The 17537-nt window shown below is 54.8% G+C and carries 12 protein-coding genes; 1 reads left to right on the top strand and 11 read right to left on the bottom strand.

What is annotated here, in order from left to right; all coding sequences use genetic code 11:
* Window positions 1–152 precede the first annotated feature (152 nt).
* Window positions 153–2366: an NADP-dependent isocitrate dehydrogenase gene (locus ACR0EV_RS05430; RefSeq protein ID WP_480799145.1), complete on the top strand. Its 2214-nt coding sequence runs from the start codon at window positions 153–155 to the stop codon at window positions 2364–2366.
* Between the two features lie 470 nt (window positions 2367–2836).
* Here ACR0EV_RS05430 and ACR0EV_RS05425 read toward each other — a convergent pair whose 3' ends face one another.
* The 11 genes from ACR0EV_RS05425 to ACR0EV_RS05375 form a co-directional block, all read right to left on the bottom strand.
* Entirely contained in the window at window positions 2837–3871 is a 1035-nt protein-coding gene (locus tag ACR0EV_RS05425; protein ID WP_480799144.1) for a glycosyltransferase family 2 protein, read from the bottom strand.
* A 190-nt stretch (window positions 3872–4061) separates the two neighbouring features.
* The gene (locus tag ACR0EV_RS05420) at window positions 4062–5168 is read right to left on the bottom strand and encodes a peptidoglycan-binding protein LysM (protein WP_480799143.1); all 1107 of its coding nucleotides are present in this window, start codon (window positions 5166–5168) and stop codon (window positions 4062–4064) included.
* A 44-nt stretch (window positions 5169–5212) separates the two neighbouring features.
* Entirely contained in the window at window positions 5213–6475 is a 1263-nt protein-coding gene (locus ACR0EV_RS05415) for a type 2 periplasmic-binding domain-containing protein (protein ID WP_480799142.1), read from the bottom strand.
* A gap of 21 nt (window positions 6476–6496) precedes the next feature.
* Entirely contained in the window at window positions 6497–7279 is a 783-nt protein-coding gene (locus tag ACR0EV_RS05410; RefSeq protein ID WP_480799141.1) for a PP2C family protein-serine/threonine phosphatase, read from the bottom strand.
* 3 nt (window positions 7280–7282) lie between these two features.
* Window positions 7283–8338 carry an FHA domain-containing protein gene (locus ACR0EV_RS05405; protein WP_480799140.1) on the bottom strand — a complete coding sequence of 352 codons (1056 nt, stop codon included), beginning with the start codon at window positions 8336–8338 and terminating at the stop codon, window positions 7283–7285.
* Between the two features lie 202 nt (window positions 8339–8540).
* On the bottom strand, window positions 8541–10706 hold the full coding sequence (locus ACR0EV_RS05400) for a serine/threonine protein kinase (RefSeq protein ID WP_480799139.1): 2166 nt from the start codon (window positions 10704–10706) through the stop codon (window positions 8541–8543).
* A gap of 339 nt (window positions 10707–11045) precedes the next feature.
* A complete protein-coding gene (locus ACR0EV_RS05395) occupies window positions 11046–12332 on the bottom strand; it encodes a dynamin family protein (protein ID WP_480799138.1) in 1287 nt (428 codons plus the stop codon).
* Window positions 12329–14371, bottom strand: coding sequence for a dynamin family protein (locus ACR0EV_RS05390; protein ID WP_480799137.1), 2043 nt, complete (start codon window positions 14369–14371; stop codon window positions 12329–12331). The genes ACR0EV_RS05395 and ACR0EV_RS05390 overlap by 4 nt, the downstream gene beginning before the upstream one ends.
* 66 nt (window positions 14372–14437) lie before the next feature.
* On the bottom strand, window positions 14438–15310 hold the full coding sequence (locus ACR0EV_RS05385) for a hypothetical protein (RefSeq protein ID WP_480799136.1): 873 nt from the start codon (window positions 15308–15310) through the stop codon (window positions 14438–14440).
* A gap of 23 nt (window positions 15311–15333) precedes the next feature.
* Window positions 15334–15735: a hypothetical protein gene (locus ACR0EV_RS05380; protein WP_480799135.1), complete on the bottom strand. Its 402-nt coding sequence runs from the start codon at window positions 15733–15735 to the stop codon at window positions 15334–15336.
* Window positions 15736–15787: 52 nt separating this feature from the next.
* Window positions 15788–17530: a dynamin family protein gene (locus ACR0EV_RS05375; RefSeq protein WP_480799134.1), complete on the bottom strand. Its 1743-nt coding sequence runs from the start codon at window positions 17528–17530 to the stop codon at window positions 15788–15790.
* Between the last annotated feature and the right edge of the window lie 7 nt (window positions 17531–17537).

The raw sequence follows: 17537 nt of genomic DNA, 5'->3' as shown, positions 1-17537 counted from the left end.
TTGATTCCAAGCCAAACCTGATTTATGGGAAGCCCTGTCAAAACAGAGTCACCCAGGGGCGGTATCGTGATCGCGCCCCTCCCGCGCCGCGTTATTGCGGCCTTTAACTCTTAGATCGCACGCCCCGAAAGGCTTAAAAGAGGTAAAAGAATATGGCAGATAAATCGAACTTCGACATATTGTATACCATTGTAGACGAAGCGCCCGAACTGGCCAGCGCCTCGTTTCTGCCCATTATCCGCAAGTTCGCATCTGCTGCGGGCGTCAGCGTTGGCACCAAGGACATTTCACTGGCCGGGCGCATTTTGGCAACCTTCCCCGAAAAACTGACAGATGCGCAGCGCATCACCGATGATCTGGCCGCATTGGGTGAGCTGGTAAAAACACCAGACGCCAATGTCATCAAACTTCCGAATATCTCAGCCTCGGTCCCGCAGCTGGTTGCTGCCATCGAAGAGCTTCAGTCGCAAGGCTATGATATTCCTTCCTATCCAGAAGAACCGGCCACAGAAGAAGAAAGAGCAATCCGCGCGCGGTACGACGCGATCAAAGGATCGGCCGTAAACCCGGTTCTGCGCGAGGGCAACAGCGACCGCCGCGCTGCTCGGGCCGTGAAAAACTATGCCCAGAAGAACCCGCATTCTATGGGTGCGTGGGTGTCGGACAGCAAAACCAAAGTGTCGTCCATGCCCGGCAACGACTTTTACGCCAATGAAAAGTCGGCGACGATCAGTGCTGCTCAGGCAGGTAACGCAAAGATCGAATTCGTCAGTAAAGATGGCAGCGTAACAGTTCTGAAAGACGCCTGGCCGCTGGAAGAAGGCACCGTAGCCGATGCGACCTTCATGTCGGTCAAAGCTTTGTCTTCTTTCTTGGCCGATGCCATCGAAGACACGAAAAAAGACGGCACCATGTTCTCGCTGCATATGAAGGCGACGATGATGAAGGTCAGTGACCCGATCATTTTTGGCTATGCCGTCAAAGCTTGGCTGGCACCTGTGTTTGAAAAGTTCGGTGCTGAACTGGACGCGCTGGGTGTGAACCCGAACTCTGGTCTGGGCGACTTGTTGGACCGAGTGAAAGACAACGCTGATATCATGGGGGCCATAGATGCGATCAAAGGTGAACGTCCTTCGATGTACATGGTCGACTCGGATCGTGGTATCACCAACCTTCACGTTCCTTCTGACGTGATCATCGACGCCTCGATGCCCGCCGTAATCCGCGCAGGTGGCAAGGGATGGGACGAAACGGGCGCCAAGGGTGACACCAACTGCGTAATCCCGGACCGTTGCTATGCACCAGTCTACGACGAAGCCATCGAGTTCTTCAAAGCCAACGGCGCACTGAATCCAGCCACTGCAGGCGCCGTTGCCAACGTAGGTCTGATGGCGCAGAAAGCCGAAGAATACGGCTCGCACCCGACCACCTTCCAAGCCCCGGCCGATGGCACCATTCGCATCGTCTTGGCCAATGGTGAAACGTTGCACAGCCACGACGTCGAGGCCGGCGACATCTGGCGCGCCTGTACGGTCAAGAAAGCACCGATCGAGAACTGGATCCAACTGGCGATGGATCGTCAGCGCCTGACCGGGTCCGAGGCGATTTTCTGGCTGGACGCAAACCGCGCCCATGATGCGGAACTGATCAAATACGTCAAACCGGCACTTGAGGCCGCAGGCGTTGCCGACAAGTTCATGATCATGGCCCCGCGCGAAGCGACTCGTCAGTCGCTGGAAACCATCACGGCTGGTAACGACTCGATTGCCATCACCGGCAACGTGCTACGGGACTATCTGACCGATCTGTTCCCGATCCTCGAACTGGGAACCTCGGCCAAAATGCTGTCGATCGTAAAACTGATGAATGGCGGTGGATTGTTTGAAACCGGGGCAGGGGGGTCCGCCCCGAAACACGTGCAGCAGTTGGTAGAGGAAAACCACCTGCGCTGGGACTCGATGGGTGAGTTCTGTGCACTTGGTGAATCGCTTAACTTCCTTGCCGACAGCAAAGGTAACGCAAAAGCTGGTGTTTTGGGTGCTGCAGCCGAAGCTGCAACGCAGGGCATCCTGGACAACAATCGCTCACCAAGCCGCAAAGTGGGTCAGCCGGACAACCGTGACAGCCACTATTGGTTTGCACGTTACTGGGCCGAAGCTTTGGCAGCACAATCCGATGATGCCGACTTGGCAGCTGAGTTCGCGCCCCTGGCAAACGAACTGGCCGAGAAGGAAGGGCAAATTCTGTCTGAACTTGCTGCCGCTCAGGGTGCTGCCGCGGATCTGGGAGGGTACTATCACACAGACCCGACCAAGACGGCTGCTGTGATGCGCCCCAGTTCAACACTGAACGCAATTATCGGCTAATCTGTATAGTCAGAGCAGGTGCCCAGGCATCTGCTATGAACGCGATTAGGGGCCAGCACACAGTGCGGCCCCTTTTTTTGGCTCTGTCAGCCAAAAGTAGTTGTGTCATGAGTAACGCGGGGCGTTCGCTTGGCCTCTGGCGCCGGGTCGGAAATCGCGCAAGTCCCGGAATAACAAGCGTATGATTTTTTATTTTTTTCAACAAGATGAACAAAAATATCGCTGACCTACGGGATTCCCCCAATAGCGGTGACCGCAGCACTGCGTTAAACATCTGGTAACAGAGAATTTCACTGGTGAGGCCCTAGGGCTATATCACTCACTCAGAAAATGACCAGCATTTGGGGTGCTGGTCATTTTGCTTTTTGAAGCCCAAGATCGGGAACAGTCTGTAACAATCCACACGGATATACAGTGCACACAAACGCTGTCGGGTGAAGTAAACGATTTTTTAGGAAACACGTTGTCCGTCAGGCGAAGCTACGTGACTTGGCTTTTGCAAGGGAAGTTTGAATCCGGTTTACCCCTGAGGCCGCGACACCTTCATATTGAAGGTAGGACATGCGACGCGCCTCGCGCCGTGCGAGGGCAAGAGACTGTAGGATAAGTGCGCAGACAATCGACAGCATCGAAGCAACAAACCCCGATACGGCAACGACCAGTGATGGAATCCGGTCAACCAGCCCTGTATCCAGAAACTCGCGGAAAACCGAAATAAAGACCAACAGTGAAGGTAAGAAAGCCAACACGGCCAAGGACAGGAAGAACGAGATGGGTTTTTCGTCTTTGATCAGCAAACCGATCATCTTGAGAATGCGCCACCCGTCCGAAAAAGTGGCCAGTTTGGAGTTCGAGTCTGGCAATCGCGAAAAATAACGGGTTTCAACTTCGCCAATCGGCATACGCATCTGCATCGCGTGTACGGTGAGTTCGGTTTCAATCTCGAACCCGTTCGATACTGCCGGAAAACTTTTGACAAAGCGTCTGCTGAAAACCCGATAGCCGGACAGCAGATCGTTGATTTTGCTTTTGAAAAAGAACTTCACGAGCCCGCTGAACAGGGCATTGCCGAATTTGTGGCCTGGGCGGTATGCGTCGGTTTCGTCATTCACCCGCGCGCCATTGACCATGTCCAGATTCTGCGACACCAGCAAGTTGATCAAGTCAGGTGCGGCCGAACTGTCATACGTCGCATCCCCGTCCGCCATGACATAGACATCGGCATCTACATCGGCAAACATTCTGCGCACAACATTGCCTTTACCCTGATAAGGTTCAGAGAAGACCAGCGCACCGGCCTCTTCCGCGATCTTGACTGAGTCGTCTGTGGAATTGTTGTCAAACACGTAAATGACTGCATCAGGCAAGGCCGCACGAAACTGTTTGACGGTTTCGCCAATGGCAACTGCTTCATTGTAGCAAGGTAAGATCACGGCAATATCCAGATCCGGCCTGTTCACCGGCGTTACCGATCTTTTCCTGAGATCCAAGGCACCTTGTATCATGCGTCACTCATGCTTTTGCAGTCCCGCAAGGGGAATGATGATTGCGCTTCAGGCTCAGAATGCTTTGCCTATGAGGCGGTTGTGCAGCAGATAAACGGCCAAAATTTGTCTTCCGAAAAAATTGGACGCTTCCTGAAAGAAAAAAGGGCCGGTTCAATGACCGGCCCATAGTTTCAGCTGAACCGAGGGATCAGTTCGAAGCTGCATTCAGTTTTGTGTTTTGTTCACGCAGCGAGTCCGAGATAATCGCATACCATTCGCCGGACTCGCGCATTTCGTTCAGGCCTTTGTTCATCATCGCAATATACTCGCGCGCGAACGGGTTTGTACGATGCGCCAGGAAACTCATCGATGACAGTGTCGAAACATATGGGTTTTCGATGATGTCAGACGAAGTCAAGCCCATGTCGTTCATCGTGGATGCGAACAGATCAACCTCGAACGCGGCCACATCAGCCGTGCCGGTCAAAACCGCATCCAGGCATTCACGCGCGGAATTCGGCTGGACGACAGTTGTATTCTCACGGTTCAAACCGACTTCTTCAAGAACAACCATGCTCCAACCTGCCATCCGGCAGACGGTGGAGCCTTCAAAATCGCTGAAATCCGTGGCGTTTGCATACTGGCTTTCCGGCAGAGTGAAGAAACCACCAACAATGTCGTAGACTGGAACCGATGCAACAAACTGGGTGCAGCGTGCAGTTGTTTCAGCCGACCATTCGTATGTGCGGTTTGTGCAATCCGGTACGGTCCAAGCGATAGAGATGTCAAACGCACCAAGTGGCAACAAGGTATCAAGGTGCGAGCTCCAGTCATCGACAAAACTGACCGAATAATCGCGTTGGTTGCCCGCGCGTTGAAGGCTCGTGGTCGCCAGGCGAGTCATGATGCCGCCGCCGCTAAGATTCTCGGTTGTAAACGGTTCCCAGCCGTTACCTGCGACCATCTTGATCGGCGGAGCGTAGACGTTCGAACGTTTGATGCTGGCCGCCCGCTGTTCTTCTGCTGCGATGATTTCCTGCGCGGATTGGCCGTTTGGCAGGCTGCCATCTTCACAAGGCAATGCCAAAACCAAACCGGGCTCAAGTGCGTTCGGGTTGTTGATGATGTTGCGGTTCGCGTTAAAGATCGGCTGATAGTTCGAGGTGCCATAGGCTGCAATAGCAATGGTCGCCATAGTGTCACCATCTGAAACGGTATAATTTGTACAGGCTTCCTGCGCTGCGGCTGCGCCCGCAGTCAATGCTGTAGCGGCAGTGGCCGACAGGGCTACTTTTTTTAGGTTGAATTCAAACATGTCCACGTCCTCCAGACTTTAGTTTTGTCAGGCCAGTTGGGGCCTTATCCATTTTCCATTTGATGCCGCAGAGCGGTCGACACGATGTCGCGCCACTCTCCGGATTGCTGCATGATTGCCAGACCCTGATTAAGCGTCTCAAGGATCGCCTCCCCATCAGGATTATCTTTGTGGGTCATGACGTTAAGCGACTTAATCGCCGCTAGGTTGGGGTTTTCGATGATGCGGTGTTCGTATCCCAGGCGTTGGATTGCCTCGACGGCCAGATGGGCTTCGATTGCGACAATATCCGCGCGGCCTTCGATCACCGCGTGAAAGCAATCATCGGGTGAAACCGGGCGCAACAAAGAGATGATCGGCTCGTAAAGGCTAACGGCATCCATGTGAGAGGTCGACCAACCTTCGGGACGGCAAATCGTTGTGCCTGCAAAGTCGACATAGCTCAACGCTTCTTCATAGCCCGAACCTTCGAATGCAAAGAAGGTGTCCACAACTTCGTAGAACGGGTTCGAGAAGTTATAGGTTTCACAGCGCGAGCGATCGCTTTCTGATAGGGCTTCAGGCTCTTCGCAATTTGGGCGCGACCAAGGGAAGGTCCCGTCAAAAGCCAGCGTTGGCATCAACAGATCCAGATGAGACGACCAGTCGTTCACAAACTGGATCTTGTAGGACTGTTCCGGTGCAGCGCGCAGCATGGCCGTTTCAACAAGGTTGGTATACAAACCACGGTTTGGCAGCGCCTCGTCGGTAAAGGGCGCATAGTTTCCGCCTGTGATCAACAATAGCTGCCGGTCTCGAATTTCCGGACGCTCTCCTGCATCGGCATTCCGGATCAAAGCGGCGGCTTCCGAGCGGGCGGCCTCGATCTCTTCTTTGGCTGCGGCCCGTGCTTCGACGACTGCCTCTTCACTGGCTTTCTTTGCTTCTGCTTCTGCTGCTGCTACGCGGGCTTCGGCCTCAGCCACAGCTTTTGCGGCGCGTTCCTCGGCGGCTTTCACCAGCTCTGCTGCCATTTCCGCGGCAAGACGTTCCGCTTCGGTGTCGGCCAGGACAGGAGCACGGCCGACATCCTCCAGACACGGCAACTCCAGTACATCGCCAACACGGATTATGTTTGGATTCGACCCAATGACGTCACGGTTGGCGTCGAAAATTATGCGGAAGTCTTCGGTCGAATATACTTCAATCGCCAATTCTCTAAGGCTGTCACCACGTTGGATTTCGTAGCTAGTACAAGCCTCTTGCGCCGACGCTGTGCCAGTGGCGGCAGCAAGAGCAAGGCTGGATATGATGAGGTGCTTTTTCATGGGTCCTGTTGCTTTGCCTGATTATGTTCTTGTGAATTTCGCGACAGCGATGGACAGATTGTCCTGATCCGGATCGTCTTTGGCCTGAACCGCCAACAGCAACGCCTCGGCGATGTCCTGAGCCAGAGAGTGTTGGTGCTTGCTCAGAACCGATTGAATTTCGGCGTCGCTGAGGTACTGCAAGCCATCACTACCAAGGATCAGAATATCCGCTGGTGACACCTGCATGGGGTGCTCGGGGCAATCCACTTTGGGAATAGCGCCACCCATGATCACGGATGTCAGCTGGTTACGGTCCAAATCCCGCGCTTCAGCGTCAGTGATCTCTCCGGCAGCCAGTTTCGCATCGATCACAGGTGCCATTGAGTGATCTTCATTGACCTGAGACAACATGCCGTCGCGGAACAGAAACAGAGGGCTGTCGCCTATGGAAATCCAGAAAACGCGCTGCCCCAAAAGCAAGACACCCAATAAGGTCGAGCCCATGTTAAAGCCCTGTCCCTGTGCCTCGTTATGATTGGCGATCGCGGCATTGGCCTGCATGGCCGCCAGTGGAAGGGCGTCTATCGCGGATCCTTCGTTCAGAGTTTCTGCCTCAAGTTCTGCGTCCAGCGCATCACGCCAGGCTGAAATCACCATCTCTGACGCAACCTCACCGGCGTCGTGACCGCCCATACCATCTGCAATCACAACATAACCCGCGTCCGACGCGTCGAACATGCGCGCAGCGATGGCGTCTTCCTGCGTCTCTCGCTGACCCTGGTTCAGGATCAGCGCAACATCATATGCCGGAGTTGCCAGCATCTATCAGGAATCCCGCCAATCAAAACCTTCGTCGCAGAAGGCCGTAAATCGGATGGAGGTTTCGCTGATACGGATCAAATCACCGCTGGACAATGCCACTGTGCTCAGCACGGGCTTGCCGTTCAGACGCACAAGGTTGGCCTTGCCGCCATGACCCAAGTAACATTTTCGATCTTCAGGGTCATAGGCAATGACGGCATGGTTCGAACGTGAGATACCGGTGTCGCCGAAGTCGAGTTGGATTGCCTGGTCATCGTTTCGACCGATCTGCATCAGGCCTTCGGTCAATGTGATGCTGGCACCCCGACCGGGCCCGGAAGTAACGACCAGCCAGCCAACAGGGAAAGTCTCTTGTGCGGCCTCAGTCTTGGCGACGGGTTCCGAGGTTTCGATCAACTCTTGCACATGCGTATCTGCACGCTCGAAGCCCAGAAAGGTCGTTTTGACACGCGAGCGGCGGTCTTCCGTCGGAGCAGGGGCTGGAGCAGGGTGCGTGGGCTGGACTGCCTCAGAAACCGTTTCAACGGTCTGTTCCGGCTCTTGCACTGGGGCCTCGGCAACTTCGGTCGCCACATCTTGCGCGGCGGCTTCCTCAGCTTCTGGTTCCACTGTTTCAACCACAGTGCTTACAGGTGTCTCTTCTACCGGGGCCGGTGCCGGGTCTTCGGCAACATGCAAGGTGATGATCTGTTCGTCTTCGACCGCTTCCTCTTCCTCAGCGATCTCAGCGGTCAGGATTTCTTCCGGCGCATCATCCTCGCTTGCTGTGTCTTCGGCGAAAATAGACTCTTCGACGTTTTCAGCGACCTCGGCCTCGGCCTCGGCGAATTCGGGCATTTTCTCTTCGGGAATCAGCTCATCCGTTTCCTCGTAGGACTCGGACGTCATGTTCCCACCAGCCAGCGCCGCCCGCAAAGCGTTAAAGTCCGCGATCGGCTCTTGTTTTTCGCCTTCAGCCGCAGGGGTCTCTACCGCGTCTGTGGTTTCCGAAGTATCTTCTTCTTTGGATTTGCCGGCACCTTCTAGAAGCCGGCTCAGAGGGCTTTTGTATTTGAACATGGTGTCGACACCTTTGATTTGGCGGCACGAATTTCCTGTGCCGTGGGCTGCTACTTATCCCGCACAGTCACGCGCGGAGACACTCATCGGGTACTCAAGGGAACTGGTACTCTCTGCGGCGGGCCGGTCCCCGCCGGGGTGACAAAACTGGCTGCCACCCTCAGCAAACACACACTGGCAGATCACAAACGAACCGGTCAGATCACTCCCGTGCAAGCTGCATGATTGCAGCGGCTTCAGCACCGTTACGCAGGACGGTTAGATTTGCTTCGGGCTTACCTTCAGCGACCAGCTCTACAAGCATCGCATCAAGGCTTTCCGATCCATCCAGGTTCATACGGGACTGGCTTTCGCTCAGCAGGATGTCGCCCTTTTGCAGGCCGCCTGCGGCGTCGGACGGAACCGAATCCACCACGGTTTTCCAGGCCTCATCACCCGAGCTGCTGACAGAAAAGGTGTAACCGTTCTCTAGCCCGACAGAGCGCACCACTGGCAGGGCAAGCAGCCCATTTTGTGCCCGGGTCTGTCCAAGCGGACGATAGCGGGCGGCCACACGGGTATAGCCGTCAGGGTCGATGCTCAACTTATCCAGAACCTGCGCGGCAAAAGAGACGTCGTCGCGGATGGGTTTTCCGTTAAGGGTAAAGATCACCGCGCCGCGTTGCACCCAATCGCCGATCACACTCATGTCCTGATTTGGGTTGAGGCCAGTCACGGCGATGGTAGACCCGGTCGAACCGCGGCGACGCGATGTCTCGAAAGGAATTTCTACATCCCAATGGGCAAAAGACACCTGCTGTTCCGCTGGTACAGCACTGGATGCAGCGACTTCTGGTTCTGCTTCTGCGACGGTAGCGACCTGAGCCTCGGTTTCCGACGCGTCGGGGGTCGCGGGCGCTGTTTCTGTGACAACTGTCCCCGCAGACTCGGCTTGTGCCTGCTCGACAGGCTCTTCTGGTGTAGGTTCAGGCTCTGGCGCGGCGGCGATTTCAGCTTCTGGCTCTTCCGCTGTTGCGCTGGCGGACTCACTTTCTGGAGCTGCAGCTTCGGCTGTCTGCACTTCGTCAGTAGCTTGTGCAACCGGTGCCTCAACCTGTGCTTCAGGTTTATCACCAGACATCGCAAAGTATCCACCAGCCGCCAGAGCAACCGCAACCACTGCCACACCTGCGAGTAGCTTGCCGCTGCCACCAGAGCCGCTTTGAACAACGGTATCGACGGCAACCGGCGCTTCCTCTTTCGCGACGATTTTCGCCAGGTCCTCGTTCTTTTTGTCATCGTTTCCAACAACAATATCGGAGTTTCCGGCCAACAGCGCTGTCACAACGGCTTCGGCGTTCTCACTTTCCGCCTTGATCCGCGCCTTTTCTTCTTCTTTGTCCTTCCGGTCCATGCCCACAATTACCGAGACCGGGCGATAGGCAAAGGTATCAAACATAACACCCGGACCGCGGAACATGCGCAGCCAATCCAGCGCCGTTTGCAAGCGATCTGTGGTGTGAACCTCCATCGCCTTGTCAATCGCCTCAAGGAATCCTTCGGGATACCCTTCGAAACGACCCGCAAGCGGGGTATAGGGATCGTCCTGTCCGTTGTTGAAGGCGTTCAATCGACTCTGACCATCGACAGGGCGTTCACCGCTGATTGCATGATAAAGCGTCGCAGCCAGTACATACAGGTCGCTACTCGGCCCCTGTTCAGCACCCCGTACATAGAATTCGTGCGGAGAATAACCGTCTTTGATGACACGAAGTGTGAGCAAAGCCGCGGATTTGTTTGCCGCCTGTTCCCGCGCTGCACCAAAGTCGATCAGGACCGGATCGCCATTTTCATCGATCAGGATGTTGTCTGGTGAAATGTCGCGGTGCAACATGCCGCTTTGGTGGATGAACGAAACCGCAGACAGCATCTTTTCCGTGACTTGCACGATAAAGTCGGGGCCTGCATCGTTTTCCGGGTTTTCAACATAGTCCAGCAGATCGCAGCCACGGATCAGATCCATAGCGATGTATGCGGTGTCATTGTCTTCAAACACCTGATGCACATCGACGATGTTAGGATGCACAAGGCGTGCATGATTGCGCGCTTCTTGAATAAACAGATCAATGATTGCGCGCAGGTCTTCTTTGTAGGAGGGGTCGTTCGGTTCGACCAGATCACCGTTGCGCCGGCACAAGGCACCGGGGAAGCATTCTTTGATCACCACGTCGCGCTCCAGGCTGTCACGCGCAAGATAAGTGATCCCAAATCCGCCGTTGCTCAGAAAGCGGAGGATCTCATACTGACCGCGCAGCAGTTTTGCGCCCGGTTGCAATCCTTCAATTTTTGGTTCGTCGTGCGTCGCACCGACAGCCTGGTTGTGGCTCATTTCAATCCGCCCGTTCTACTCGTTTTGCGGCTAAATCTAACAGGGCCAACAGCCCACGAACTCACAACCAAAAACAACCGCAGGACACTTAAGAACGGTTAGACGTTTCAAATTTGACTTTATTGGGGCCGCCTGATGGCTTCACTATGGATCGTTTTACGATATTTAGCATATATAGTGTTTGAGATGGATTGATTGCTATATATTGATAAAAGAGGCAGCGGCATTGAAAACGTACACCCCAGTTTTTGCCGGTTGGTCTACGAATTCGAAACAATAAAGGGCCGATTCTTCGGCCCTTCGAATCGCTGAATAGCGTTCAATCTTAACGCGAGATTATCAGGTTCCGGTTTTGGGCTGAGCTGCGGCAACCGTGCTACCGGCCCATGCCAGGTTATCTCCCAGCTGCGCAAGTATGCTGATCGCGTCCTTTAGGGGTGCATCGCCACTTTCGAACTGTAACAACAAAAGCAAGTCGGTTGCCTTTTCAAACTCGGCAGGAATCCAATCCGCATCGGGGTCAATTTCGCCCCCTTGTTCAAGCCGCTCCGCAAAGTCCTCAACAATCTCCTGACAGCTTTGCAGGAAGGCGGCAGGCTCAATATCCGAGGACTCGCGCAAGTCTTCATAAATGCTTGCAATCGCTGCCAGCCAGTCTTCAAGAATGGGATTGTTCAACGGGGGCAGGGCGGAGCCAAGCGCAGTATGCATTGTTGCTGTATCGGAAAGAGCCGGTTCCGGTTCGGGTCCCTGTAACTCTTGAAGATACGGCAGGAATTCATCCTGCAAGTCTTTCCGAGCGGCCTCCAAGTCACTGCGGCGCCGGTTCGAGGCCACGTCCAGAACTTGTTCGGCAAGGTTCTGTCCTCCGCAAGTTTCCCACAGTGCGAAGTCGGGTTCCGGCTCTTGGGCCATTGCTTTTACCGCCACCGGTGTGCCAATCGGAACAACCTCGCGGAACATCCCCGCCTTTTCCTTGTTGAGACGAGCCAAAACGCGGTCCAGCGATCCCTGTACCGGTGGCAAGTCTGCGTGAGTTACCGCAAGCAGGCTATTCGAGCGCAGTTCAGGTGGCACTTTCGACCACAGATGGCGCTCGGTCTCGCGCCACGCGTTTGTACCGTTTGTGCACCAGATGGCGCAGTCGACAAATTTCAGCAGATCCAGTGTATTTTTGTAAGTGTCGTCCAAAGCACCTGAGCCAGGAAGATCAAACAGTGAGATTTCCTTAAGCGCAGGCGTATTGATCCCCACCGAGATAAAATCGGGCTCATCCGCTGCCGCTTTTTCAAGGGCGATGCCGGAATATGTTTTCGGCTCTTTGTTCCACCAACCCACAGTCGTTTCAGGTGTTTCGGCATAAGCCACAATCACCAGCGGCAGTTTAAGATGCTGCGGACCGGTGGGCAGAATATCTGCACCGGCCAGCATGTTTGCGAGGCTCGACTTGCCCGCACCAAATTCCCCGGCAAACCCGATATTGACCGCGTTGGACAGCCGTTCAGCGTGGGCCAGAGCCCTTGCGCGCATATCCTCCAACGTCTCATCCGACGACAGTTTTTCAGTCGCGGTCAGAAAATGCTCCAGCTGGTGCACTTCCTGTTCGGTTCCGGGAAATTCAATCATTCCGCAGCCTCTGCTTGTCGTTCGTCCGCGTGGCCGGTTCCAAATACACTTTCAAGGTCCGACGCAATGCGACGCGCTCGGTCGAATGCAGCTTGTGCCTCGGCCTGAGCATTCAATTCACCGGCACCAGAACGGTGTTCAAAATGACCCGCCAACAGCGCGACATAGTGATCCAAAACCGTGTTCAGCCGTTCCAGCAAGTTGTCACGCGTGGTGTCGATCAAATCGTCACCAATCAACTCGAACTCTTGCACAATCATCCGTTCTGCCCGCGTCACAACGCTGTTGCGCGAGATCAGGCGCGACAACCAGTTTACACGCAATTCAACCGTAATTCCACGGGTGAGAGCAGTGGTATCTGGTCTGAACCAGCGAACTGCGCTGGTGTTCATGCGATTGTCGACGGGCTCTTGCCAACCCGGCAATGCGCGTAAAGCTGCGTTGCATTGCATGTCGATCGCGTAGAGTTCGCTCAGCATACGCTGGCGGACCACTTGCGATGCACCTTGCACCAGTTCCCGCATGTGTTCGCGCAACGGGGTAAAGTTCAGCTCAGTTGCGCCCCCCTTGGCCAACAGAGGCGATTGACCATTTGGACCACGCACCACCGCCGAGACGGATTCAGCAACCGTGTCATCCATCACACCACGCAGGTTGGACAGGACATCATCCATGTCGCGCGTGATTTCCTGGGTTTTGTCGGCAATCAGCTTGCGCAACTCACCAAGCGTTTTGTCACTGTCTTCAGTGTTGCGCGTACCCGGGCTGTTTTCGTCCTTCAGCGCGTGCAAATGAACCTGAGACCGCTCAAGCTCACCCCGTGCGAAACTGTCAAGGTGCTGCCACGCCATTCGAAGCTGTTCGTCAATCGGCCCGTCAGTGAGGGCTTTGGTAACGTGGCGCCGCAGATCAGGTAGACCGGAGGCGATCATTGCAGCAAAGCGCAATACGGCCTCTCGACTGATCGGACCCGGGCCTTGTTTGATCTCGGCCACGCCGTTCAAGTACTGTTTCATCTGTTCCGGATGCGCCCGCAGCCACGCCAGAACATGATCATGGTTCACACCGGTTTCATCGCCGGTCAGTGCGTAGTGGGCCCACTGAGCACTGCCCATCAGCACATCGATGTCAGAATTGCCAAGTGCTTTTTCCAATCCGTCCAGAACGTCTAGACGAACCTTGGCCGCATCCTCGGGGCCGCCGCCCAATTCATCCACTCGGTTGACGAAGACAACAATCTGACCAAGTTCCAACGCCTGCATCAGACGGAATAGTTTCAGGTCAGCGCGCGACAAAGCCTGATGTGCGGACAGAACCACCACAAAGAAATCGGATTCCTTGAGATATTGGCGCGAAATCTCTTCGCGGATTAGCAGCGGGTCATTGACACCCGGAGTATCCGTGACGGTAAGGGGAAACGGGAAATGCCCAAGGTCAAAATAGACTTCAGCCTTGCGTGTGATGTCGCTGTAGAGCCCACGATCACTGCCAGGGTCAACGGCACCATCTTCAGCAGGATCATCGCCCGCGCAGACGTAACGCGCCAGGTCGTCCGAGTTCAACTCGTCCAGATCGTGGTGTTGCCCCAAGAGCTGCTCGTAGCTGTCACCCAAGCGCAGACGGGCCCGGGTCTTCATGGCTTCGACCTGTTCTTCGATCATCTCGCGCTTATAACTGTCCTCGTCGTCGGGGAACATGTTGCGCAGTTCTTCACCTTCAGCGATCAAGGATTGCCATTGGTGGTTGTCGAAGAAATGAAATTCAGCCCCATCGGTGCGGCCGGAAGGATGGCCGAAATGCATATCAGTAATCACGGTGGTCCATGGGTTGACGTCCGACGGCAGATACTCTGCCTGTCCCGTGAACCCGTTGATCAAACGGGATTTACCAGCTTTGATCTGCCCGACAAAGGCGATTGACGGCTTCAGACCTCCTAGATCTCCGATGATACGCGAAATGAAATGACGCGTTTCATCATTGCTGGTTTCGTTCATGTCCTCTGCGATGCGAATAAGCTCGCGGCGATGTGTTTCACTCATTACTCACTACCTTGGTCACACAAAATCGGATTGATTTAATCGAAAATTTGAATGTTCGAGGGGAAGTCATTCCTCAACCCCCTGCAAAGACGTCCACAGATTGACAACTGCACCCAGTTTGCGCGCGTCGTGGATGGCAACGGCGATTTGATCGCTGTCGCTTAGCGCGGCCATTCCAGCACCTTTGCCACCTGATGGGCGCATGACGATGAGTTGGGGTCCGTCAAACTCGTCCCGAGTGTCGTTATCCCAGCCTGCAATATCCGCAGCAAAACGCGCTATAACGTTCTGGTCGGGATGCATATCTTCAGAAGGCTGACACGAGTCCGCGTAGGACAGGGCGGTTTTTTCCGCGCTGTCGATCAAAACACGGCCAGTTGCAAAACGACTGGCGCCATCAAAAAACTGTTGGGCCAGAAGTGTTTCAGCATCTTCGATCTGAGCCGGTGCAGGTTCGTCCTCAGTCTGCGTCTCCACATCCGGCACCACCGAAACTATCGGTTCGGCAGGCAGTTCAATGGCAGCGCAGGCCCCTTCGATTTCACTATAGGTCAAGCCGACGTCGTCTGCCTCAAGATCTGAATCTGGCTTGCCGGACTTCATCTCCAGCGGGGCAGGGGCGTTTGCGATGTCAGACACAAGTTGAGCCAGTTTTTCCACCAACTCACCGCGTCCTTCGGTTTCGAAGTCCGGCTTCGGTCCGGAGGGCACCTGGAAAACGTCTGTGACGCGTGAACTATTCACCTCGATGGCCAGACATGTACCATTGGAAGCCGTAAATTCCAGCCGACGAGGCAGAACAGTACCACGAATGGCGCGTAAAACAGCGGTACGCCTCGCCGCAGCCGTATCCCCCGCGATTGTTACGGCGGGTGAAAGCCGCGCAACCGAGGACCGCCCGATGTCTTCGAGCATGTCCAGAATGTCAGTGTCCATCATACCGTGACCCCCTCTGGTCCCGTTCAAACTGCGGCCGCCACCGGCCCCAGACTGAGATGTGATTTCGTAAGCGCCAACCCGACATTTGCGCTGTTGCGGCAGATGTAGCAGACCACATGATCAGGATATTCCTTGGTCCGCAGGAAAATATTAAGGCAATCTTTTGAAAATACAGCGATTTCCCCAAACCCTGTGCTTTCTGATTCTTCGCCTTCCGCCTCACGCAAGAGCGCTTCGAACGCAGCCACACCGCGCCCTTGAAACAGATTGGCCACGGCGATTGCCAACGTATCCAGAGTTTCCGCGCATTCTGGATCTGAAACGCAACTGCCCAGAAGCATCCCGGTTTCCATATCGACATACCCGGCTGCGATGCAGTCGGGTATTGTTTCGATTGCTGTGTTTAAGGCGTCTTGAATAGACATCTAAGCCCTTGTTTTTATTCAAGTGTTGTCTGTTAGATCGATTCGGTTTTCATTACAATACGTGCCATTCTGCTGCACTGTTCTCCTTGGCCTTCGGAATGGACTGCAGTGTTTCCTTTGTCTGCTTTTCGTTGTGTTCGATCGCGATTTGGTCGAACTCTGCCAAAAACGCTTGGAACACGTTTCTGAGCCCATCTGCATCCTTGGGCAGATCCGCGCTGTTCGCAATCTCACGCCACATGTCCGATGCGCTCAGGGGTGAGCCAACCGCGACCTCTGGCAATTCCCCAAGCACTGAAATATTCGCGTCCACCTGATCCGGCAAGGCAGCTTCAATTAGCCCGCTGGTTTCGGGCTCCGGTTCATAATCGTCGGCATTGTTTCCTGGCTGCGCCGCCATCAAAGCGGCAATGGAGGAAACTGAGACCTCAATCCCACGATCTTCAGGTTCTTCAACGTCTTCGATGTTCTCAACCGAGTCATCTTCATCAAACGATGTGTCTTTCAAGGTTGTGTTCAGCGAAGTCAGAACATCTTCAGATGCTTCGTCTTCGTCAGCCGCAGCGCTGACGTCGTCGACGTCGGTTTCCTCTTCAAGGAGATCGTCAGTGTCATCTTCAAAGTCGGCACCGCCTGACAAGTCGAACTCATCGACGGTGTCATCCAAACCTGCCACACTGGTCAGTTCCAAAGGGTCGTTCGATGTGTCCTTGAAAAAGGCGCGTAAATCATCGCTTGTATCAGGCTCTTCTTGTGTGAGCGGCTCGGATTCCGAGACCATTTCGGCGCGCAAACGCTCAGCCTCTTCCGCGTTGATACGTACGCGTTCAGCTTCGTCTGTGCGCCGCTCCACTCTGGCGGGGCGAACAGGGAAGCTGGTGACGACAGCGGCGTCATCTTGTTCTGACGGCGTTTCCGAACCCACTGGGTTAACCAAACGTAAAGGCGCACCTTCTGCCAGGGCCTCGCCGTCTGATTTCCGCGCCGGCCGCACAGGTTGCACCTTCGGCGCATCAGATTGACTCTTGTCGATCTGATACCGGGCTAGTTGATCGGCGCGGTTGTCCATGATCTGCTCGGTGATCTCAAGGAAGCTGTCGATCATCTTTCCGCCACCACTGCGCGACCACATTTCGGCGTCACCGGTTTTGTCTCGGGCGACGATCGCATCGCGAGCTGAAAACAGAATGGACCGGTTGAACAAATGGCCCGCTTCACGGTTCACGCGGCGCAGAACTTTTTGGCGATCCTTGATGCTCAGCGCATCTGCACGTGTGATCAATAGCAACGAGTTGTGTTGCAGGCGTTCGGGCAAGGAAACCCAAGTCGCACGCTCGGTCTCGCGCCAGGCTTGGGTCGCATGGGTGCACCACAAGACGCCATTTGCCTGGCCCACGGCTCGTTGCCAAACATCGGTCGAGATTTTCGGATCCGAGATGCCGGGTGTGTCGATAAGGTCAACCGCTTCAAGAATGTCGGCTTCAAGAAAAACACGTATGAACTGTGCATCGTTGACACCGACGCTTTCTAGGTCGTCCAGCTCAATGACTTCAATGCTTCCATCGTGACGTTTGACGTAAGGAGCCCGATTGCCCCAACTAAACCAGACCGGTGGCAGTTGGGTCGCAGTGACCTGCGTCGGCAGGGTCTGCGTTCGCAACAGAAAGTTCATCAACGTAGACTTACCGGCGCTGAATTCGCCCATCAGGGCAAAAACCGGCTTGCGGCGGGACCAATGCTCGATACGTTCCCATGCCTTTGGTGAAACAAAGCGTGTTTGTGAATCTTTTGCCATTTTTCTA

This window comes from Ruegeria sp. CF8, assembly GCF_056537285.1.
Note: the sequence above shows the minus strand (reverse complement) of the source record. Positions and strands in the feature narration are given on the sequence as shown.